Raw genomic sequence first — 19,392 nt, 5'->3', positions numbered from 1 at the left:
ACAGGCGAGACAGGCGAATCGGCGAGGCAATGACGCAAGCGGCGCTCACGCACCCACCCGCACCCCCGGCCCCCGCAGCCCCCGTACCGGCTCCGCGGGGGCTGCTGCGCCGGGCGGCCGACTGGTCCGGCTGGCTCGGGCCGATCGGGGTGGCGCTCTTCGCCGGACTGCTGCGCTTCTGGAACCTCGGCTACCCCAACGCCTTCGTCTTCGACGAGACGTACTACCCCAAGGACGCCTGGTCGCTGCTCCGGCAGGGCTACGAGGGCACCTGGCCGGACAGCGCCAACGCCGACATCCTCGCCGTCCCGCAGCAGATCCCGCTCACCTCCGCGCCCGAGTTCATCGCCCACCCGCCGCTCGGCAAGTGGGTGATCTCGCTCGGCGAGTGGGCGTTCGGTCTTCACCCCTTCGGCTGGCGGTTCATGACCGCCCTGCTCGGCACCGTCACCGTGCTCATGCTCGCCCGGATCGGCCGCCGGCTCTTCGGCTCCACCCTGCTCGGCTGCACCGCCGCCCTGCTGATGGCGGTCGACGGCCTCCAGCTGGTGATGAGCCGGATCGGCCTGCTCGACGGCGTCCAGATGTTCTTCGTGCTCGCCGCCTTCGGCAGCCTGCTGATCGACCGCGACCACACCCGCACCCGGCTCGCCGCCGTCCGCGACGGCCGCGGCGGTGACACCGTCCGGCTCGGGTGGCGGCCCTGGCGGATCGCCGCCGGCGTCCTCATCGGCGCCGCCGCCGCGGTCAAGTGGAACGGCGCCGTGGTGCTGGTCGCCTTCGGACTGCTCACCGTCCTGTGGGACCAGTCCGGCCGCCGCTGGGCCGGCGCCCGCCGCCCCTGGCGCTCGATGCTGCGCCGGGACGCGCTGCCCGCCCTGCTCGCGGTGGCCGGCTCGGCCCTGGTGGTCTACGTCGGGGCCTGGGCCGGCTGGCTGGCCACCACCGGCGGCTACGACCGGCAGTGGGCCGACGACCGCGCCGGGCTCTCCCCGGCGAGCTTCCTCGGCGTCCCGCTGCCGCAGGTGCCGATGACCTGGGTGCCCGCGCCGCTGCGCAGCCTCTGGCACTACCACTCGCAGATGTACGACTTCAACACCGGGCTGAGCACCCCGCACACCTACCAGTCCAACCCGTTCAGCTGGCTGGTCCAGGGCCGCCCGGTCTCCATGTACTGGGAGCAGGTGCCGGCCGGCCAGCAGGGGTGCACCGCCTCCGGCGGCTGCGCCGCGCAGATCCTCGGCCTCGGCACCCCGCTGCTCTGGTGGACGGCCTGCTTCGCCCTGGCCTACCTGCTCTGGCGCTGGTTCTTCCGCCGGGACTGGCGCTCGGGCGCGGTGCTCTGCGCCGTCGCCGGCGTCTACCTGCCGTGGTTCCGCTACCAGGAGCGGACCGTCTTCTCCTTCTACATGGTCGTCCTGGTGCCGTTCCTCTGCCTCGCCGTCGCCCAGATGCTCGGGGCCATGCTCGGCCCGGAGGGCTGCCCGCCGCGGCGGCGGCGGATCGGCGCGGCCGGGGCCGGGTTGATCGTGCTCGCGATCGTGGGCTGCTTCGCGTTCTTCTACCCGCTCTACACGGCGGAGGTGATCCCGATGTCGTCCTGGCAGGACCGGATGTGGTTCACCAGCTGGATCTGACCGCCGTGACCCGGTCGGCGGCCGACCAGCTGCTGCCGGTCACCCCCGGGCTCGCGGTGGTCACCGCCGTCCTGCTCGCCGCCGCCGTGGCGGTGGCCGGCCGGGGTCTGCTCGGCCACGGGCACGCGGTGCTGCGGGCCGGGCTGCGTGCGGTGGTGCAGCTGGCCGCCGTCGCGCTGGTGATCACCTGGGTGGTCGGTTCGCTCTGGTGGTCGGCGCTGTTCGTCCTGCTGATGTTCGCGGTCGCGGTCCGGACGGCGGGGCGGCGGATGACCCGGGGGCCGGCCTGGGTCTGGGCCGCCGCACCGATCGCGGCCGGGGTGGTCCCGGTCCTCGGTCTGCTGCTGGCCGTCGGGCTGCTGCCCCCGAAGGGCCTGTCGGTGATCCCGGTCGCCGGCATCCTGATCGGCGGCGCGCTCACCGCGACCTCGCTGGCCGGCCGGCGCGCGCTGGACGAGCTGCGGCAGCGCCACGGCGAGGTGGAGGCGGCACTGGCGCTCGGCTTCGAGGAGCGCGACGCCCGGCTGGAGATCTGCCGCACCGCGGCCGCGACCTCGCTCGTCCCGGCCCTCGACCAGACCCGGACGGTGGGCCTGGTCACGCTGCCGGGCGCGTTCGTCGGCATGCTGCTCGGCGGGGCCACCCCGGTGCAGGCGGGTGCGGTGCAGCTGTTCGTGCTGGTCGCGCTGCTCGCGGTGGAGTCGGCGGCGATCGTGGTGGTGCTGGAGCTGGTGGCCCGGGGCCGGGTGACCGCCGGACCGCCGACCGGCGGGAGGCCGGGCGGCATCGGGTAGGCTGGCAGGCGTTGAAGGGGAGTAGCCCTCCACCGGACCGTCGACATACTGGCCCCCGCGCGGGGCCCGGCGCCCGGGGCACGCGTCTTTCGGGGCGGTGCCGGCGAGACCTTCGGCCGCAGTGCTGTGACTTCTGACCAGTGCTGTCGGGCCGGAGCGACCCCTGACGGAGCTGCCGAGGCCGGACAGCCCGACCGAGGGATACCGATCTCCCCATGAGCCTGACCGTCGCCGTCATCACGTTCGGCATCGTCTTCCTGGCCGAACTGCCGGACAAGACCGCACTGGCCAGCCTGATGCTCGGCGCCAAGTACCGCGCGAGTCACGTCTTCGCCGGCATCGCCGCCGCCTTCGCCCTCCAGGTCGGCATCGCCCTGGTCGCCGGCCACCTGCTCTCGCTGCTGCCGCAGCGCTGGGTGGAGGGCGTCACCGGCGTGCTCTTCCTGGCCGGCGCGGCCATGCTGCTCTTCCACGGCGGCGGGGACGAGGACGGGCACGCGGCCAAGGAGCCGTCCTCGAACGGCTTCTGGAAGGTGGCCGGGGCCAGCTTCGTGGTCGTCGCGGTGGCCGAGTTCGGCGACCTCACCCAGATCATGACCGCCAACCTGGCCGCCAAGTACGCCGACCCGCTCGCCGTCGGCCTCGGCGCCTGGCTGGCGCTCTGCGCCGTCGCGGGCATCGCGATCCTCGGCGGTCAGAAGCTGCTGAAGCACGTCCCGATGAAGGTGATCATCCGGGTGGCCGCCGGCGTGATGATCCTGATGGCCGGGGTCAGCATCGTCCGCGCCGTCACGGGCTGACGCCCGCTCGACGGTCTCCCGGGGCGCTCGGCAGTCGCCCGCTCAGCAGTCGCCCGGGTCGCTCTCCAGGGCGGCCCGGGTCTTGGGGCCGTAGACCGGGGAGCCGGCGCTGACCTCGCCCTTGATCTTGTAGCTGCGCTGGAAGTCGGCCAGCACGTTCTGCGTCCACCAGTCGAAGGTGCCGGTCGCGATCGATTTATCGACGAATCCGCAGGAGGCGACGGAGAGCCGCAGCTGCATGTCCTTGACGTCCGGTCCGCTCATCCCGCGCTCCAGCACCCGGGTGGTGGGCGTGGGGGTCGGCGTCGGGGTGGTGGCGGTCGGTGTGGGGGTCGGCGTGGGGGCGGGCGCCGGCGGGGTGGTGGGGGCCGGCGCCGGCGGAGCCGCGGGGGGAGCCGCGACCGTGGTGGGGGTGGCCGCCGGGGTCGCGGTGGCGGTCCTGCTCGGCTTCGCCGTCCTGCTCGGGGTCGGGCTCGGCGCCTCACTGCTGGACGGCGGCGCGCTCGGGCTCGGGGGCGGCGCGGGCGTGGTCGGGTCGACCGGCGCCGGGGCCAGGGTGCGGGACGGCAGCGGCTGCGCCTGCCGCTCGGGCTCGCCGGATGGCGTCACCGCGTAGGCGAGGCCGACGGTGACCGCCAGCAGGCCGGCGCCGGCCGCGACCACCAGACCCCGGCGCCGGGTCAGCGGGCTCCCCGCGGCCTGCTCCTGTGCGCGCCGGGCGGCCCGGCCGCCGGTGCGGGCGGAGCCGCCGTGGGCGTCGGGGGTCGCGCCGGCGAAGGCGAACAGGCCGATCTCGTCGCCGCCGTCCGCCGCCGGCTCCTCCGCACCGTCGTAGGGGTGCTGCGGGTCGTGCGGGTGCGGCGCGTCGTAGCCGTGCGGCTCGTCGTAGGGCTGCTGACCGTACGGCGGCTGCTGACCGTACGGCGCCTGCCCGCCGTGCGCCTGCTGACCGTACGGCGGCTGCGGTACGGGCGGGGCCTGCTGAGGCACCGACATCACCGGGGGCAGCACCGTGGTCGCGTAGGCGTCCGCGTCCGGCCCGGCCGGCGCCCGGGTCGGCGCGGGCTGAGCCGGCGGCAGCAGGGTGGTGGCGAACGGATCCGCCGTGGCGCCGACCGCCGTGGCGCCGACCGCCGTCGCGCCGGCCGTCGGGGCTTCCGCCACCTGACCGGCGGCCAGCGGCACGTACGGGCGCACCAGCGGCGGGCCCTCCAGGTGCGGCAGCACGGCCGTCTCGGTGAGCGCCGGGTCGGTGAGTGCCGGGTCGGGGAGGCACCTGCACCCGGCGGAGCGTGCGGTCCCGCACGTCGGGCAGTGCTGGTCCGGCATCGGCCGGCCCTCCTCGGTCTCGGATCTGGCCCCGTGTGGTGTGCTCGGACGCGTGTTCCCGGGGGCGAACGCGCCTGATTATGCAGGACGTCTCTGTGGGTGGACAGGGGCGTCCGGCCCGGTCCGGGGGTGTTGTGCCGGTTGGTGGTGTTTGTTGCCTGATGAACGGTCGGTGCTCCGGGGGCGTCCCCCGGGCGGCGGCCGGAATGACGTTCGGCTCAACTGAACGGCGCAAACCAGGGCATTTCTGACAGCATGGTGAGTCGGGAGTGATCGTCCGCACGGACCCGGGCCCGACCGGGGCCCGCGACCCCTACGGAGACCCCATGACGGATCCGATCGCCGCGTCCGACCGGAGCCCGGCGAGCGAGCCGGGTCCGCCGCAGGTCACCGTCCACAACCTCTGGGTGCCCATCAGCGCCCTGCTGCTGGCGATGCTGCTGGCCGCGCTCGACCAGACCATCGTCTCCACCGCCCTGCCCACCATCGTCAGCGACCTCGGCGGCCTGGAGCACCTCTCCTGGGTGGTCACCGCCTACCTGCTCGCCTCGACCGCGGCCACCCCGCTCTGGGGGAAGCTCGGCGACATGTACGGCCGGAAGCGCTTCTTCCAGGCCGCGATCGTGATCTTCCTGGTGGGCTCGGCGCTCTGCGGCGTCGCCCAGAACATGGGTGAACTGATCGCCTTCCGCGCGCTCCAGGGTCTCGGCGGCGGCGGGCTGATCGTGCTCACCCAGGCCATCGTCGGCGACCTCGTCCCGCCCCGGGACCGCGGCAAGTACCAGGGCCTCTTCGGTGCGGTCTTCGGCGTCACCAGCGTGCTCGGGCCGCTGCTCGGCGGCGTCTTCGTCGACCACCTCAGCTGGCGCTGGGTCTTCTACATCAACCTGCCGATCGGCGTGGTGGCCCTGGTGGTGATCGCCACGGTGCTGCACGGCGTCGAGGTGAAGCGACGCCACCGGATCGACTACCTCGGCACCGTGCTGATCGCCGCGGTGGCCACCTGCCTGGTGCTGATGACCTCGCTCGGCGGGACGACCTGGGCCTGGAGCTCCTGGCGGATCATCGGCCTGGGCGTGCTGGGCGCGCTGCTGCTGGTCGCGTTCGTGCTGGTCGAGCGGACCGCGGCCGAACCGGTGCTGCCGCTGCGGCTGTTCCGTTCGCGGACGTTCAGCCTGGTCGCCGTCATCTCCTTCGTGGTCGGGTTCGCCATGTTCGGCGCCCTGACCTACCTGCCGACCTTCCTCCAGGTGGTCATGGGCGTCTCGCCGACCCTGTCCGGCATCCACATGTTGCCGATGGTGCTCGGGATGCTGGCCACCTCGATCGGCTCCGGCCAGGTCGTCGCCCGGACCGGCCACTACCGGGCGTTCCCGATCGCCGGAACGGCCGTCACCACCATCGGCCTGGTGCTGCTCTCCCGGCTCGACGAGAACACCAGCACCTTCGAGATGAGCTGCTACTTCCTGGTCTTCGGCCTCGGTCTGGGGCTGGTGATGCAGGTGCTGGTGCTGATCGTGCAGAACTCCGTCGGCTACCAGGACCTCGGCGTGGCCACCGCCGGCGCCACCTTCTTCCGCTCCATCGGGGCGTCCTTCGGCGTCTCCGTCTTCGGGGCGGTCTTCGCGAGCGGCCTGACCGACCGGCTGCGGGACGCCCTGGCCGGCGTGCCGCTGCCGCCCGGCTTCGACCCCGGGGCGATCACCGCCGACCCGCGCGTGATCGACGGGCTCCCGGAGGCCACGCAGAACGCGGTCCTGCACGCCTACGCCGAGTCGATCACCCGCGTCTTCCTCTACGCGGTGCCGATCGCGGCCCTCGCCTTCGTGCTCTCGCTGTTCCTGCGCGAACAGCGGCTCCGGGAGACGGTGACCGCCCCCGACCTGAGCGAGTCGATCGGCGTCAACCCGGTGGAGCGCTCCTCGCTGGACGAGATCGCCCGCGCGCTGTCGGTGCTGAACAGCCGTGAGGCCCGGCGGGACCTCTTCCGCCGGATCACCGCCACGGCCGGGCTCGACCTCAAGCCGGCCTCCAGCTGGATGCTGCTGCAGATGTACCACCACGGCTCGGTCGAGCCGGCGGAGCTGGCCGAGCGCCGGATCGTCCCGTTCGCGGTGATCGACGAGGCCGTCCGAGAGGTGGAGGGGCGCGGTCTCGCCTCCCGCACCGGCGGGCTGCCGCTGCGTCTGACCGAGCCGGGCGAGGCGGTCGCGCTCCAACTGGTCGCGGCCCGCCGCAAGCAGCTCGCGGAGCTCCTCGGCGACTGGGACGAGAAGCAGTTCGACGACCTCGCCGCGCTGCTGACCCGGCTCTCCGCGACGCTCTGCGCCGACCGCCGGGACCGGCCCGACCCGACCGGCCCGGAGCCCCCGTACCGGGGCGAGGGCCGTTCGTTCTGACGCCGCGGGGGAGCCCGGCCGGGGCGCGGCCGCACCGGCGGTCGGGGTGTGACGCCCGGGGCCACTGAGGCCGTTCGGGTTCGGGAGGTGCCCGGGGCCCGTGGGGCCGGAGTCGACCGGTGTGGCGCAAGTCATAAGCATGGCCCGGCGTCCATCGGGGGAGAGAGTGCATGACAATGCGTCGGCGACGCCGACCGGTTCACGACGCGGGCTCAGGACGATTGCTAAGCCATCCCGGCCGGATTCTCATCGACGGCACCCCGGGAGTCCACCAGGATGGGTGAACAGTTGTTCGTCGAACCTTTGGGGGAGGTTCGCTATGACCTGCACATCATCGTGGACCGTGCGCGGACCGGTCGCGGCGGTCGCCGCGGCGGCGGTGCTCACGGGTGGTTCGGTGGCGGAGGCACAGCCTGCCGCCGCCGGTGACGCGGTGCCGGTGGTCGAAGCGGCGGTGCCGGCGGCCGAAGCCGGGGCGGGCGGCGGCCTGAGCGCCGTGGCCCACTTCTACGGGGCACTGAGCACGGGGAACACCGGCCTGATGGCGCGGGCGGTCAGCCAGGACTGGGTCGACATCCCGGCCCACCCGGGCCTGGGCACCGGCGTGGCCGGGGCCCAGCAGCTCGTCCGTGAGATCCGGGCCGTCTTCCCCGATCTGGTGGAGGCCGTCACCGGCATCACCCGCAGCGGCGACCGGATCCACGTGTCGCTGCAGCACTGCGGTACGCACGCGGCGGAGTTCGCCGGCGTCCCGGCGACGTACAAGTACGTCTGCTTCCGCGGCGAGGAGACCCAGACCGTCAGGAACGGCCTGATCTCCACCACGGAGCACTGGGAAGACATCGACGGATTCCTCAAGGAGGTCAAGAAGTGACCGCGGACATCACCCCGCGCCGGGCGGACGACTCGGGCGACCTGAAGAACTACGTGCTGGACAGCACGGACCTGGTGAAGATACCCGGCCTGGTCCGCAGCGAGACGGTCAGCCAGGAGGAGTGCTACCGCCTCATGGTGGAGGGCACCAAGGAGACCTACTCGCACGAGGAGGTCTTCGGCCAGTACTGCTCGCTCGGCGAGTACATCGACGTCCCCTACGACGTCGTGTTCGAGTACGCGGCCAACGTCCACTCGATGGAGGAGTGGACGTTCAGCGTGCGGGACCTGCGCCACGTCGGCGGCGGCCTCTACCGGGGCACCGAGGCCATCCAGCCGAACACCGAGATCTTCATCCGCGCCGACGTGATGAAGGGCCCCGAGCACGGGCTGGTGTTCTACCCCTGCGCCTGGGACCAGGGCAAGGAGCTCTGGATGCGCTACTACTTCACGTTCATCGACGCGAACAAGACGCTCGGCCGGCCCGGCACCGTGGTGCTCTGGACCAACTGCAAGCACCCGTACTACGACCGGTCCGTCACCGACGTCCCGGACTACATCGCCGAGGGCCGCGCCCGCACCGACCGCTACTGGGTCGGCGACATCTGGCCGAACTTCGACGCCATCCACCGCATCGAGACGGCCAACCTCAAGCGGATCCTGGAGCACCGCTTCGGCAACGGCCGGGCCAGCGGCTGACACCATGACGACGGAACCGATGGGCCGCACCACCGGCCCGCAGGCACAGCTGATCGACGTGGTGAACCTCCTGCCCGAGCGCGTGGTCTCCAACGCCGGCGGCCCGGGGGCCGAGGACGACCTCGGCGACCACGAGTTCTTCCGCGGCGTCGCGGAGCGCAGGTTCGCCTCGCCGGACCAGACCTCGGCCGAGCTGGGGGCGGCGGCCTGCGCCAAGCTCCTCGACCGCACCGGGCTGGCCGCCGACGAGGTCGACCTCATCATCTACAACTGCATCTTCAACGACACCTTCTGGCCCGGGATCGGCTCGGCGGTGCAGTCGGCGATCGGGGCCACCCGGGCCACCGTGCTCCAGCTCGACACCAGCTGCTGCTCCTGGCTCTCGGGGCTGCGCACCGCCAAGGCGTTCGTGGAGTCCGGCATCCACCGGAACGTCATCGTGCTGACGGTGACCAACTTCGTCTCCCGGCTGCCGGAGTTCCAGAGCTCCAAGCGCTCCCGGGTGCTCGGCGACGGTGCCACCGCCACCCTGGTGGCACCCGGCCGTCCGAGCATCCTCTCCACCTACGAGCGCTCGCACGGCGAGAACTACGGCCTGCTGCGGTTCGAACCGGAGCTGGTCGACGGGGTGTTCCGCAACTACTGGGAGCGCGGCTGCGGGCCGATCACGGTGAACTTCACCAAGGAGCGGCTGGCGGCCATCCGGGAGAACTCCATGTCCCTGGTGCCGGAGGCGGTCGCCGCCAGCCTCGCCGAGGCCGGTCTGACCAGCGACGACGTCGACTACCTGATCACGCACCAGCCGAACGAGGACTTCCTCTCCGAGTGGCGCAAGCGGTGCGGGATCGAGGAGTCGCGGACGCACGACACGCTGGCGAAGTACGGCAACCTCTTCGCCGGCTCCATCCCGGTGACGGTCGCGGACGCACTGGACCGCGGCCTGATCAAGGACGGCGACATCCTCGCCTTCGGGACCTTCGCCAACGGCGGGGACCTGGTGAGCGCCATGACCGTCCGCTGGCACGCGGGCCGGTGACGGGCAGCGCCGCCCGGCCGGGGGCGTGATCCCCGGGGCGGCGCGGAACGGAGCGGGACGGCCGGCCGGACCGGTGGGGACACGGGGACGGCCGGCTGTTCCGGCATGCACGGGAAACGACGGGGGAGGCCGGCCGGACCGGCCTGACGGGGGACCAACGGGGAGAGAAGGCAGGGGGAGAGATGGCAGGGGCAACGACGACAACGGGGGCCGCGGCGTCGGACCGGGCCGGGTCGGCCACGGCGTCGGGCCGGGTCGGGTCGGCCGCGGCGTCGGAGCAGGCGGGACCGGCCGCGGCGGCCGATCGGGCCGGGGCGACCGCGTCGACGGTCGCCGACGCGCTGGTCACGTCGCTGCGCGACTGGGGCGTGCGGTACGTCTTCGGCGTCAGCGGCGCCAACATCGAGCATCTGCACGACGCGGTCCACCGCCTCGGCCGCGGCCGGCTGGCCTCGGTGCTGGCCCGCCGCGAGGACGGCGCCGCCTTCATGGCCGACGGGCACGCCCGGGTGCACCGCACGCTCGGCGTCTGCTGCTCGACCTCCGGCGGCGCGCTGGTCAACCTGGCGGTCGGGCTGGCCGAGTCCTACGCGGAGTCCGTCCCGGTGCTCGCACTGGTCGGACAGCCGCCGCAGGCGCTGGCGGGCAAGGGTGCGTTCCAGGACGGCTCCGGCATCGGGCGGACGGTGGACTCGGCGCTGCTGCTGTCCGCCGTCACCAAGCGCACCGTGACGCTGACCGACCCGGAGCGGCTCTGGGAGGAGCTGGCGGAGGCGGCCCGCACCGCGCTGTCCGGGCGGCCCGGGCCGGTGGCACTGCTGGTGCCCCGGGACGTCTTCGAGCGGCCGGTGCCCGAGCGGCCGGCCGACTGGCCGTCCGCGCCCGAGGAACTGGTCGAGCGGCCCGAGGTGGACGAGGACGAGGTGCGGGCCCTGTTCGACGCGCTGCGGGAGGCGAAGCGGCCGGTCGTGCTGCTGGGGCACGGCGTGCGCCGCAGCGCGGACCGCGACGCGGTGGCGGAGTTCGTCCGGGAGGCGCGCATCCCGGTCGCCACCACGATGTCGGCGCGCGCCGAGTTCGCCAACTCGGACCCGCTGTTCCTCGGCGTGGCCGGCGTGGTGGGCCACCCCTCCGCGCACGCCGCGGTGCAGGACTCCGACCTCGTCGTCGCGATCGGCGCGGGCCTGAACGCGATGACCCGGGGCCCGCTCGGCGATCTGCGCGGGGACCGCCTCGCGGTGGTCAACATCGACCCCGGGGAGGCGTCCCGCGCGGCCTCGCCCGGGCTGGTGGTGCGGGCGGACGCCGGCGCGGCGGCCCGGCGGCTCCTGGAGCTGCTGCGCAAGGAGCCCTTCCAGGCCGAGGAGTTGGCGGGCTACCGGCGGACCAGGTTCCGGCCGCGGCCGGCACCCGGGCTCGACCCGGCGCCGGTCGGCGGCAGCCTGCTGCAGAGCGAGGCGATCGCCGCGCTGACCGCCTTCCTCCCGGCCGAGGGGCACCTGGTGCTGGACGCTGGCAACTGCGCGTCCGCCGCGATCCACCTCAGCGACGTGCCCGACGGGGCCAGCTCGACCATCGCGCTGGGCGCGGGCGGCATGGGCTACAGCCTCGGCGCGGCCGTCGGCGCCCAACTGGGCTCCGCCGCCGGCTCCCGCACCGTGGTGATCCTCGGCGACGGCGCGTTCCTGATGAACGGCCTGGAGGTGCACACCGCGGTCGACCTGCGACTGCCCGTCCTGTACGTGGTGTTCAACAACGCCATGCACGGGATGTGCGTGACCAGGCAGCAGACCTACTTCGACTCCCGGATCGAGTCGGTGCGCTACGCGCCGGTGGACATCGCCACGGTGGCGCGTGGTCTCGGCGGCCCGGACCGCCTCTGGGTGGCGAGCGCCGACAGCCGGGAGGAGCTCGACCGGGCCCTCGCCGAGTACGCGGCCCGGAGCGCCGCAGCCCCCGACGGGACCGGCCTGCCGGGGCTGCTGGAGCTGCGGCTCGCCCGGGAGGAGGTGCCCCCGTTCACGCCGTTCCTGCCGCTCGACGAGCCGACCTACTACGTCGACGAGGCGGCGCCGGCGGAGGTCACGGTGCCGGCACCGCGTTCGGCGGCGGCGGACCGGCCGGCAGTGCCGGGCCGGGCGGGGGTGTCCGCGTGAGCGGGGGAGCCGGCGGGGGCGGGACCGGGAGCGCCGGGGGCGGGGGCGAGGGAGCCGGCGGGACGGGTGGGCTGACGCGGGCCGAGCTCGACGCCGTCCCGTCCTACGTGGTGAACCCGATCCCCGAGCGGAAGATCAACCTCAGCACCAACGAGGTCCCGTTCGGCCCGCTGCCCGGCGTGGCCGAGGCCGTCGCGGCGGCCACCGCCAAGGTGCACCGCTACCCGGAGATGGCCGCGACCGGGCTCCGCGACGCCCTGGCCGCCCGGTACCGGGTCGCCCCGGAACGGCTGGTCACCGGCGCCGGATCCGCCGCGCTGATCGAGCACCTGGTCCGGGCGACGGCCGCCGGCGGCGGCGAGGTGGTGCACCCCTGGCGCTCCTTCGAGGCCTACCCGATGCTGATCGCCGGGGGCGGCGGGCGCTCCGTCCCCGTCCCCTGCACGCCCGACCACCGGCACGACCTCGACGCCATCCTCGCCGCGGTGACCCCGGCCACCCGGATGATCCTGCTCTGCCACCCCAACAACCCCACCGGCGTGGGCCTCACCGGTGCCGAGCTCGCCGCCTTCCTCGACGCCGTGCCCCCGCACCTGGTGGTGGCGGTGGACGAGGCGTACCGGGAGTTCGTCACCGACCCGGCGCTGCCGGACGCCCTCGTCGAGCACGGGCATCGCCCCAACGTGGTGGTGCTGCGCACGTTCTCCAAGGCCTGGGGGCTGGCCGGGATCCGGCTCGGCTTCCTGGTGGCGAGCGCGGAGGTGGCGACGGCCGTCCGCAAGGTGGTGACCCCGTTCTCCACCAACGCCCTCGCCCAGGCGGCGGGTCTGGCGGCCCTGCGGGCCGAGCCGGAGATGCTGCGCAGGGTCGGCCTGGTGGTGTCCGAGCGCGACCGGCTGGCCAAGGCGCTGTCCGCGTGGATCGACGGGATTCCGGCCGCCCAGGCCAACTGCCTCTGGCTGCCGGTCGGGGAGCGGGCGGTCGAGCTCGCCCGGGCCTGCGAGGAGCGCGGGGTGCTCGTCCGGCCGTTCGCGGGCGAGGGCGTGCGGGTGACGGTCGGGACCGGGGAGGAGAACGACGCCTTCCTGGCGGCGATCGCCGAGGTGCTCGCCTGATCGGTCCGCGGGATCCGGACCGAGGTGGACCGGTGGGGCCGGTTGGACCGGTGGACCGGTGGACCGGTTGGACCGGTTGGACCGAACCGAGCTGAACCAGCTGAACCGTACTGAACCGAGCTGAACCGAACCGATGTCGACCCGACGCGATCCCGCGGCCGGTCGGCTCACTCTGCCGTGAAACTGTGAAGGGAAGGAACGAGGAATGACTGTTCTTGTCATCGGCGCGACGGGGTTCCAGGGCGGTGCCGTGGCCCGGCTGCTCGCCGAACAGGGCCGGCCGGTGCGCGGCTTCGCCCGGACCGCCCCGACCGCGGACAAGGCCGTCCCCGGTGTGGACGTCGTCACCGGCGACCTCGGGGACGCGGACTCCGTGCGCAAGGCCTTCGCGGGCGTCACCCGCGCGTCCGTCGTGATCCCGCAGGTCTACGACCGCGACACGGTGGTGCGCTTCGCGCGGAACGTCGCCCGGGCGGCCCGCGAGGAGGGCGTCGAGCGGCTCGTCGTGAACGGCAACACCCGCGTCCCCGTACAGCGCACCGAGTTCACCGGCTTCGAGACCCGACGGGAGGCCGAGGAGATCCTGCTGGAGTCCGGTGTGCCGACGACCGCACTGCGTCCGCCGATCTACCTGGACAACCTCTACAGCCCGATCGCCGGGCCGTCGCTGGTCAACGACGGCGTGCTGGCCTTCCCGGTGCCGCCGTCGGTGCGGATCGCCTGGCTCTCCCACGAGGACCTCGCCAAGGCCACGGTGGCCGCCCTGACCACCGCCGACCTGGCGGGGGAGACGATCGACCTGGGCGGTGCCGAACTGCTGACCGGCCCCGAGCTGGCCGAGCGGTTCTCCGCCGGCCTCGGCCGCGAGGTCCAGTACATCCCGCTGCCGCCCGAGCAGTTCGAGGCCGGGCTGGCGCAGGCCTTCGGCCCGGAGGCCGCGGCCGGGATCGCCGGCGGCTACCACTGGGTCGCCACCGAGGAGGGGGCCGGCCTGCTGGAGTCCGACCCGGCGGCGGTGGAGTCGACGCTGGGCATCCGGCTGACTCCGGTGGCCGACTGGATCGCCGCCCGCGACTGGCAGGTCTGGGCGGCGCGCTGAGGCGCATGGAGGCGAGCTGAGGCGCACGGAGGTGCCCGGACGACCCGCGGACCCCGAGCACACCGGTGCTCGGGGCCCGCGGGCCCTTCCTCCGGGCGGTCACTCGCCCCTGGGGCCCTTCGTCGGCTGGGCATGAGTCCTGCACCGTACCTGCACAAGGCCGGGGCCCGTACGGGAGCCCGGACGGTGCGGGGAGCCCCGGTCAGGACACCGCGCAGACCGCCGGTCCGTGGAGGCCGGGCCCGCGGTGGCCGGGGCGACTGTCCCGGTACTCGCCCGGCGGCATCCCGAACCACTTGCGGAAGGCGAGGTGGAATCCGACGCTGCTGCGGTAGCCGACCGCCTCCGGAATGACGGACAGCGCCCGGTCGGTCTCCGTGAGCAGCCGGGCCGCCTCCCGCATCCGGCGCGCGGTCAGATGCCGGCCGGGGCTCTCGCCGACCAGCTCGCGGAAGGCCGCGGTGAACGCCGTCCGGGACATCCGCGCCTCGCGGGCCAGTCGTTCGACCGTCCACGGCTCCCCGAACCGGCCGTACACGGCGAGCAGCGCGCGGCTGATGCCCGGGTGGTTCAGCGCCCGCATCGCCGGATAGTCGTCGGCCAGGCGCTTGGCCGCCTCGCCGCGCAGCGCCAGCCCGAGGGCCAGCACCAGCGCGGTCTCGAAGCCGCGCACGCTGATCAACCGCCGTTCGCCGGGGTCCCCGTCGGGCTCCGCGGACAGTGCGGCCAGCGTGTGGTGCAGCAGCGGCTGGCGCCGGACGAGGCTGCGGTCCAGCACGATCATCGGCGGCAGCGCCCGGTACAGCGCGGACTCGCCGACGGAGTTGTAGGACAGGCCGCCGCAGAGCATCCGGGTCTCCGGCCCGGGTCCGGGCAGCCGCACCACGCCGAACCCCTCGGACGCCCCGGGCGGCCGCGGGGTGGCCGGGGCCGCGGTGGCCCCGGCCGCCGTGGCGCGCCCGGTCGCCCGGCCGGCCAGGACGGTCGGCAGCGGCACGACCTCCCGTCCGGGCCGGTCGCTCAGTGCGTGCGGCGCCCCCCACGGGAAGATCGCCAGATCACCCTCGCGCAGCACCGAGCTGCGCAGATGGAGTGCGGCGCCGGGCAGTTCGACCTCGTCGGCGAGGGTCGCCCAGCACGAGCCCTCGACGATGTAGTGCAGCACCGCGCAGTTCTCGGCCGGGCCGCGGATGCCCCAGGGCGCCCGAACGCGCCAGTGGGTGTGGAACGCCCCCTCCAGACGGAGCGAGCCGAGCAGTTCGCCGAGTACGTCGTCCATGAGTCCAGTCCCCCCGGCCACAGGCTACTGCGGTCGGGGGCCGCTCCTCATTGCGGAGGCTTTAAAACCCGGCCTGCGCGGTGTTGCGAGATGTGACATAACGTCAAATCGGCTCACCGGAGCGTCTATTGCCGCCACGGAGTCGCTGCTGGTCCGGGGTTGTGCTCCGGGGAGCGCCCCGGGAGCGCGCCCGCCTGCACCGCGGCGGGGTGCCGCGGTGCAGGCGGTTGTGGTGCAGGTGCGGGGTGCCGCCCGGCCGACCTCAGTCGAGGCGGACGTGGCCGCCGCGGTTCAGGTAGTCGACCATGCCCCAGGAAGCCTCGTTGTTGCGCAGGTTCGAGGTCAGGCTGCCGCCGCGGCCGGCCGGGACGTAGTTGGCGTCGCCGTAGAACCACGGGTAGACCCAGACGCCGATGGTCCCGCTGCTGGCGTTCTCGACGGAGGCGGCGTTGTTGCGCACCTTCTGGCCGTAGCCGGCCGAGCCGTACTGGTCCTTCTTCCAGAAGGTCTCGTCGATCTGGCCGTCCTGGAGGCTGTACTCCATCGTCATCGCGCCTTCGGCGCTCGGCGAGTAGTAGATGCAGAAGGTGACGCTGGCGCCGTTGCTGTCCTGGCAGCGGACCGGCGAGGACCAGGTGCTCCACCCGTTGATCCAGGTGACGCTGTCGGCGTTGGCCTGGCCCGCGCCGGTGAGCATGGTGGTGCCGGCGACGGCGAGGGCGGCCGCGCCGGTGGCCAGGCGGCGGCCTGCGGACTTGAGCTTCATCGGTGTGTGGCTCCTTCACTCGGTGGTGGTGTCGGACGGTCCGCGGAATCGTTCCGCGGGCCGGGAAAGGTGGTCAGAGGGTGGGCGGCGCGGGGGAGGACCAGTCGTGGTCCACCAGCCGCCCGAGCGAGCGGACCTCGGAGTCGAGCGCCGCCTTGACGGCCGCCAGGTCCTTGGCGTGCCGGCCGATCGCGGCGTTCTGCAGGGTCGACTCGGTGGCGAACCAGACGCCGGTGAGGTTGGTGCGGCGCTTGCACTCGACGTCCGCCACGGCCTGGGCGATCTCCGTCGCGCTCGGCACCGGGTCCTTCATCGACGGCACGGCGGCGGGCGCCTGCAGCGGATCCGGCAGGTCGAAGCCGTGGTCCTTCATGCAGCCGGTCCAGGCGGCGATCGCCGCGGCCACCTCCGGGGCGGACTTCGACTCGGTGAAGCTCCCCGACTTGATCTCGGTCACCGCACCCTGCGGGCCGTTGCCGGGCCCCTGCGGGCCGCCGGCCGCGCCCGGCATGATCCGGTCGAGCTCCGCGAAGCAGCCGCCCTCCGGCAGCGGCTTGCCCTGGTACGAGGTCGCCCGGGTGCCCTGCGCCTGGTCGACGCCGAGCAGGACGGTCCGCGTGGCGGCGGGCAGTGCGGACAGTGAGGCCGGCTGTTCGCCCGCGGCGGGCGCGGCCGCCGTCTGGGGGACGTGGTAGCCCCAGCGGGCGGCGCCGTCCGGGTCGGTGATGCCGTAGCGGCGGTTCATCGGGGTGTAGGTGCGGACGGCCGAGCTGTCCGGCCCGGGCTTGGCCGGCACCGGGTAGTCCAGCCCGTACCGCTTCATGCAGGAGCCGGTGGCGGCCTTGCGGACCCATTCGAACTGGACGGACTGAAGTGGCGTCAGCATGTACTGTTCAATGGGAAGATGGAGCTCGTCCACGCCGGTGCCCGCCGACGGCGTCGCCACCGGTGTGGTCGGCGGCACGACGATCGGCGCCGCCGCGGGCGGGCCGCCCGCGCAGCCGCTCAGCGTGGTGAGTGCGGCGAGGACGGCGAACGTCGCGAGCAGCCCGGTGCCCGGGCCGACGGCGCCCGGCGCGCGGCCGGACGTCCGGCCGCGGGCAGTCCTTCCGCTGCGGCTCAAGGGCATGGCGGATCGCTCCTCGGTTCTGGGGGCTGGGGTGCGGCCGGGCGCGGCTCGATGCGTCGCGACGCGGCGGGGCCCGGCTCGACGCCGGGCGGTGGCCCAGCCTAGGTGCCCGATCGGGGCCGATCGCCGCGTTCAATCCCGTGGGACGGACCAGACTTCGTCCCACCGCCGTGACCAGCACTTTGAGACGTCACGCAGCTCCGAAGTGGAGACGTCCCACGGTCGTCGGCGTCAGGTGTAGGAGACTGCTCGCATCTCTGCACGTCACTCCGATGGGTGAACGATGGAAGGCTGCGGGGTGAGTGATCGGAGATCGGCGCCCTAGGAAGTGTTTGAGATGTGCTCGTAGAGGCTGATGGGGTCTGGCTCGGTGCTTCCCACCCTGTGCGGGTGGTCATCGGGTGTGGCGGTTACCGTTCCCTCGTGGCAGAGGAACCGATAACCATCAAGTTCACGCGCGATCAGGCTCTTGTGCTGTCGGACTGGCTCTATCAGGCGACGTACCAGTCCGATGTGCTGGATGACCTGTTGAAGACGGACCGAGCGGTCTGGTCTCCGATTTACACGATCTCTGGGGCGCTGGAAGCGACGCTAGCTGAGATCTTCATGCCGGACTACGACGAGCGCCTCAAGGCGGCGCGGCAGCGTCTGCTGGTCGAGATGTACGGCTCGGATGAGGAAGCAGGGACAGGGGGGACAGCGTTCTGAGACGGGATTGAGCGGTCGGCCATGCTCGTGGAACGATCTTGGTGTGGCTCGTGGGGATCTGACGGATAAACAGCGGGAGCGGCTGGAGCCGCTGTTGCCGCCGGTACCGAGGATGGGGCGGCCGCCAAGGGGTCACGTCCGCTGGAGTGGTGTATCGACGGCCACTCGGTGATCCGATTTCAGGCTATGCGGTGAGTGCGGTCGGGATGGTCTCGTCGGGGGTTTCTCCCTCGATCGGGTGGAGGCGGCAGCGGCCGAGGATCTCGGAGCCGATGTAGCGGCGCTGTTCGGCCCATTCGTCGCTCTGCTCGGCCAGGACCGCGCCGATCAGGCGGATGACCGAGCTGCGGTCGGGGAAGATCCCGACGACGTCGGTGCGGCGCCGGATCTCCTTGTTCAGTCGCTCCTGCGGGTTGTTCACCAGATCGACTTCCAGACCGTCCGGGGGAAGACGGCGAAGGCGAGCAGGTCCTCGCGGGCGGCCTCCAAGTGCTCTGCGGCTTTGGGGAACTTCTCGTCCAGTGCGGCGATCACCGACGCCATCTGTTGCCGGACGGCCTTCGCGTCGGGCTGTTCGAACACCGTCCGCAGCAGGGTGGCGACCCAGGGCTGGGCGGACTTCGGGACCTGCGAGAGCAAATTGCGCGCGTAGTGCGTTCGACACCTCTGCCACGACGCGCCGGGCAGCGTCGCGCCGACCGCGTTGACCAGGCCGGTGTGGGCGTCGGAGACCACCAGCTTGACGCCGGTCAGCCCACGGGCGACCAGGGAGCGCAGGAAGGCGAGCCAGCCGGCGCCGTCTTCCGTGGTGGCGACGTCCAGGCCGAGGACTTCGCGTTGGCCCTCGTTGTTGACGCCGACCGCAACCAGGCAGTGGACGTTGACGACGCGGCCGCCCTCACGGACCTTCTGGGTGAGCGCGTCGACCCAGACGAACGTGTAGGGGCCCTGGTCAAGCGGTCGGTTACGGAACTCGGCGACGCGCTCGTCCAAGTGCTTGGCCATCTCGGAGACTTGCGACTTCGACAGCTGGGTGACGCCGAGGCTCTCGGCGAGCTTCTCGACCCTGCGCGTGCTGACGCCGAGGAGGTAGCAGGTGGCGACGACGCTGATCAGGGCCTGTTCGGCCCGCCGTCGGCGCTCCAGCAGCCAGCTCGGGAAGTAGGTGCCGGAGCGGACCCTGGGGATCGCCAGGTCGATCGTGCCGACCCTCGTGTCCCAGTGCCGATTGCGGTATCCGTTGCGGGAGTTGACTCGGTCCTCGCTCGGTCGGCCGTACTCGCCGCCGCAGGCCCGGTCGATGTCGGCGGACATCATCGCCTCGGCGAAGGTCTTCACCATCGCGCGCAACAAGTCGGGACTCGCCGAGGCCAGGTTCTCCTCCAACAGGGCGGCGAACGGCAGACTGTCGGGTGCGGTCATCGTGTTGGTCTCCTCTTCGTGACGTCAGACATCTCGAAGGATCAACCGGTGGCCGTCTTACGTTTCAGGTGACACCCGCTACCGGGACGAAACCCCCGGAACGGGTGGAACCCGTACACCACTTCCCTGGACGCAACCTCTCACGGGTCGG

15 protein-coding genes and 1 pseudogene are annotated in these 19,392 nt (G+C 73.0%); 11 read left to right on the top strand and 5 right to left on the bottom strand.

What is annotated here, in order from left to right; translation table 11 throughout:
• The first annotated feature begins 29 nt into the window (after window positions 1-29).
• From RMN57_RS12765 to RMN57_RS12755, 3 genes are all read left to right on the top strand, one after another.
• Window positions 30-1,637: a phospholipid carrier-dependent glycosyltransferase gene (locus RMN57_RS12765; protein WP_313763521.1), complete on the top strand. Its 1,608-nt coding sequence runs from the start codon at window positions 30-32 to the stop codon at window positions 1,635-1,637.
• Complete coding sequence (locus RMN57_RS12760) at window positions 1,616-2,431, top strand: ABC transporter permease (RefSeq protein ID WP_313763520.1); 816 nt, start codon at window positions 1,616-1,618, stop codon at window positions 2,429-2,431. The genes RMN57_RS12765 and RMN57_RS12760 overlap by 22 nt, the downstream gene beginning before the upstream one ends.
• Before the next feature lie 215 nt (window positions 2,432-2,646).
• Window positions 2,647-3,231 carry a TMEM165/GDT1 family protein gene (locus RMN57_RS12755; RefSeq protein WP_313763519.1) on the top strand — a complete coding sequence of 195 codons (585 nt, stop codon included), beginning with the start codon at window positions 2,647-2,649 and terminating at the stop codon, window positions 3,229-3,231.
• 42 nt (window positions 3,232-3,273) lie between these two features.
• On the opposite strand, the gene RMN57_RS12750 is transcribed toward RMN57_RS12755, so the two are convergent.
• The gene (locus RMN57_RS12750) at window positions 3,274-4,560 is read right to left on the bottom strand and encodes a peptidoglycan-binding domain-containing protein (protein WP_313763518.1); all 1,287 of its coding nucleotides are present in this window, start codon (window positions 4,558-4,560) and stop codon (window positions 3,274-3,276) included.
• A 326-nt stretch (window positions 4,561-4,886) separates the two neighbouring features.
• Here RMN57_RS12750 and RMN57_RS12745 point away from each other — a divergent pair, with 326 nt between their 5' ends.
• From RMN57_RS12745 to RMN57_RS12715, 7 genes are all read left to right on the top strand, one after another.
• Window positions 4,887-6,959 carry an MFS transporter gene (locus RMN57_RS12745; protein ID WP_313763517.1) on the top strand — a complete coding sequence of 691 codons (2,073 nt, stop codon included), beginning with the start codon at window positions 4,887-4,889 and terminating at the stop codon, window positions 6,957-6,959.
• Window positions 6,960-7,278: 319 nt separating this feature from the next.
• Window positions 7,279-7,833, top strand: coding sequence for an ester cyclase (locus RMN57_RS12740; RefSeq protein ID WP_313763516.1), 555 nt, complete (start codon window positions 7,279-7,281; stop codon window positions 7,831-7,833).
• On the top strand, window positions 7,830-8,531 hold the full coding sequence (locus RMN57_RS12735; protein ID WP_313763515.1) for a hypothetical protein: 702 nt from the start codon (window positions 7,830-7,832) through the stop codon (window positions 8,529-8,531). The genes RMN57_RS12740 and RMN57_RS12735 overlap by 4 nt, the downstream gene beginning before the upstream one ends.
• A gap of 4 nt (window positions 8,532-8,535) precedes the next feature.
• Entirely contained in the window at window positions 8,536-9,567 is a 1,032-nt protein-coding gene (locus RMN57_RS12730) for a 3-oxoacyl-ACP synthase III family protein (protein ID WP_313763514.1), read from the top strand.
• A 182-nt stretch (window positions 9,568-9,749) separates the two neighbouring features.
• Entirely contained in the window at window positions 9,750-11,723 is a 1,974-nt protein-coding gene (locus RMN57_RS12725; protein WP_313763513.1) for a thiamine pyrophosphate-binding protein, read from the top strand.
• A gap of 71 nt (window positions 11,724-11,794) precedes the next feature.
• Window positions 11,795-12,838 carry a histidinol-phosphate transaminase gene (locus tag RMN57_RS12720; RefSeq protein ID WP_380236275.1) on the top strand — a complete coding sequence of 348 codons (1,044 nt, stop codon included), beginning with the start codon at window positions 11,795-11,797 and terminating at the stop codon, window positions 12,836-12,838.
• 205 nt (window positions 12,839-13,043) lie between these two features.
• Window positions 13,044-13,937 carry an NmrA family NAD(P)-binding protein gene (locus RMN57_RS12715; protein ID WP_313763511.1) on the top strand — a complete coding sequence of 298 codons (894 nt, stop codon included), beginning with the start codon at window positions 13,044-13,046 and terminating at the stop codon, window positions 13,935-13,937.
• Window positions 13,938-14,139: 202 nt separating this feature from the next.
• Here the strand turns inward: RMN57_RS12715 and RMN57_RS12710 are convergent, their stop codons facing one another.
• The 3 genes from RMN57_RS12710 to RMN57_RS12700 all read right to left on the bottom strand — a co-directional run bounded on the left by RMN57_RS12710 (window position 14,140) and on the right by RMN57_RS12700 (window position 17,111).
• Window positions 14,140-15,216: an AraC family transcriptional regulator gene (locus RMN57_RS12710; protein ID WP_313763510.1), complete on the bottom strand. Its 1,077-nt coding sequence runs from the start codon at window positions 15,214-15,216 to the stop codon at window positions 14,140-14,142.
• 262 nt (window positions 15,217-15,478) lie between these two features.
• Window positions 15,479-15,982: a hypothetical protein gene (locus tag RMN57_RS12705; protein ID WP_313763509.1), complete on the bottom strand. Its 504-nt coding sequence runs from the start codon at window positions 15,980-15,982 to the stop codon at window positions 15,479-15,481.
• Between the two features lie 73 nt (window positions 15,983-16,055).
• Complete coding sequence (locus tag RMN57_RS12700; RefSeq protein ID WP_313763508.1) at window positions 16,056-17,111, bottom strand: hypothetical protein; 1,056 nt, start codon at window positions 17,109-17,111, stop codon at window positions 16,056-16,058.
• Window positions 17,112-17,534: 423 nt separating this feature from the next.
• Between RMN57_RS12700 and RMN57_RS12695 the strand changes: the two genes are divergently transcribed.
• Window positions 17,535-17,819, top strand: coding sequence for a hypothetical protein (locus tag RMN57_RS12695; protein WP_313763507.1), 285 nt, complete (start codon window positions 17,535-17,537; stop codon window positions 17,817-17,819).
• Window positions 17,820-18,003: 184 nt separating this feature from the next.
• Here RMN57_RS12695 and RMN57_RS12690 read toward each other — a convergent pair.
• Window positions 18,004-19,241: pseudogene (locus tag RMN57_RS12690) on the bottom strand (IS256 family transposase).
• Window positions 19,242-19,392 lie beyond the last annotated feature (151 nt).

Source organism: Kitasatospora sp. CM 4170 (assembly GCF_032110285.1).
GTDB lineage: Bacteria > Actinomycetota > Actinomycetes > Streptomycetales > Streptomycetaceae > Kitasatospora > Kitasatospora aburaviensis.
Note: the sequence above shows the minus strand (reverse complement) of the source record. Positions and strands in the feature narration are given on the sequence as shown.

Excerpts from the sequence above, each read along its gene's own strand:
- RMN57_RS12765 (WP_313763521.1), top strand. The coding sequence starts at position 30 with ATGACGCAAGCGGCGCTCACGCACCCACCCGCACCCCCGGCCCCCGCA.
- RMN57_RS12755 (WP_313763519.1), top strand. The coding sequence starts at position 2,647 with ATGAGCCTGACCGTCGCCGTCATCACGTTCGGCATCGTCTTCCTGGCC.
- RMN57_RS12750 (WP_313763518.1), bottom strand. The coding sequence starts at position 4,560 with ATGCCGGACCAGCACTGCCCGACGTGCGGGACCGCACGCTCCGCCGGG.
- RMN57_RS12745 (WP_313763517.1), top strand. The coding sequence starts at position 4,887 with ATGACGGATCCGATCGCCGCGTCCGACCGGAGCCCGGCGAGCGAGCCG.
- RMN57_RS12740 (WP_313763516.1), top strand. The coding sequence starts at position 7,279 with ATGACCTGCACATCATCGTGGACCGTGCGCGGACCGGTCGCGGCGGTC.
- RMN57_RS12730 (WP_313763514.1), top strand. The coding sequence starts at position 8,536 with ATGACGACGGAACCGATGGGCCGCACCACCGGCCCGCAGGCACAGCTG.
- RMN57_RS12725 (WP_313763513.1), top strand. The coding sequence starts at position 9,750 with ATGGCAGGGGCAACGACGACAACGGGGGCCGCGGCGTCGGACCGGGCC.
- RMN57_RS12715 (WP_313763511.1), top strand. The coding sequence starts at position 13,044 with ATGACTGTTCTTGTCATCGGCGCGACGGGGTTCCAGGGCGGTGCCGTG.
- RMN57_RS12710 (WP_313763510.1), bottom strand. The coding sequence starts at position 15,216 with ATGGACGACGTACTCGGCGAACTGCTCGGCTCGCTCCGTCTGGAGGGG.
- RMN57_RS12705 (WP_313763509.1), bottom strand. The coding sequence starts at position 15,982 with ATGAAGCTCAAGTCCGCAGGCCGCCGCCTGGCCACCGGCGCGGCCGCC.
- RMN57_RS12700 (WP_313763508.1), bottom strand. The coding sequence starts at position 17,111 with ATGCCCTTGAGCCGCAGCGGAAGGACTGCCCGCGGCCGGACGTCCGGC.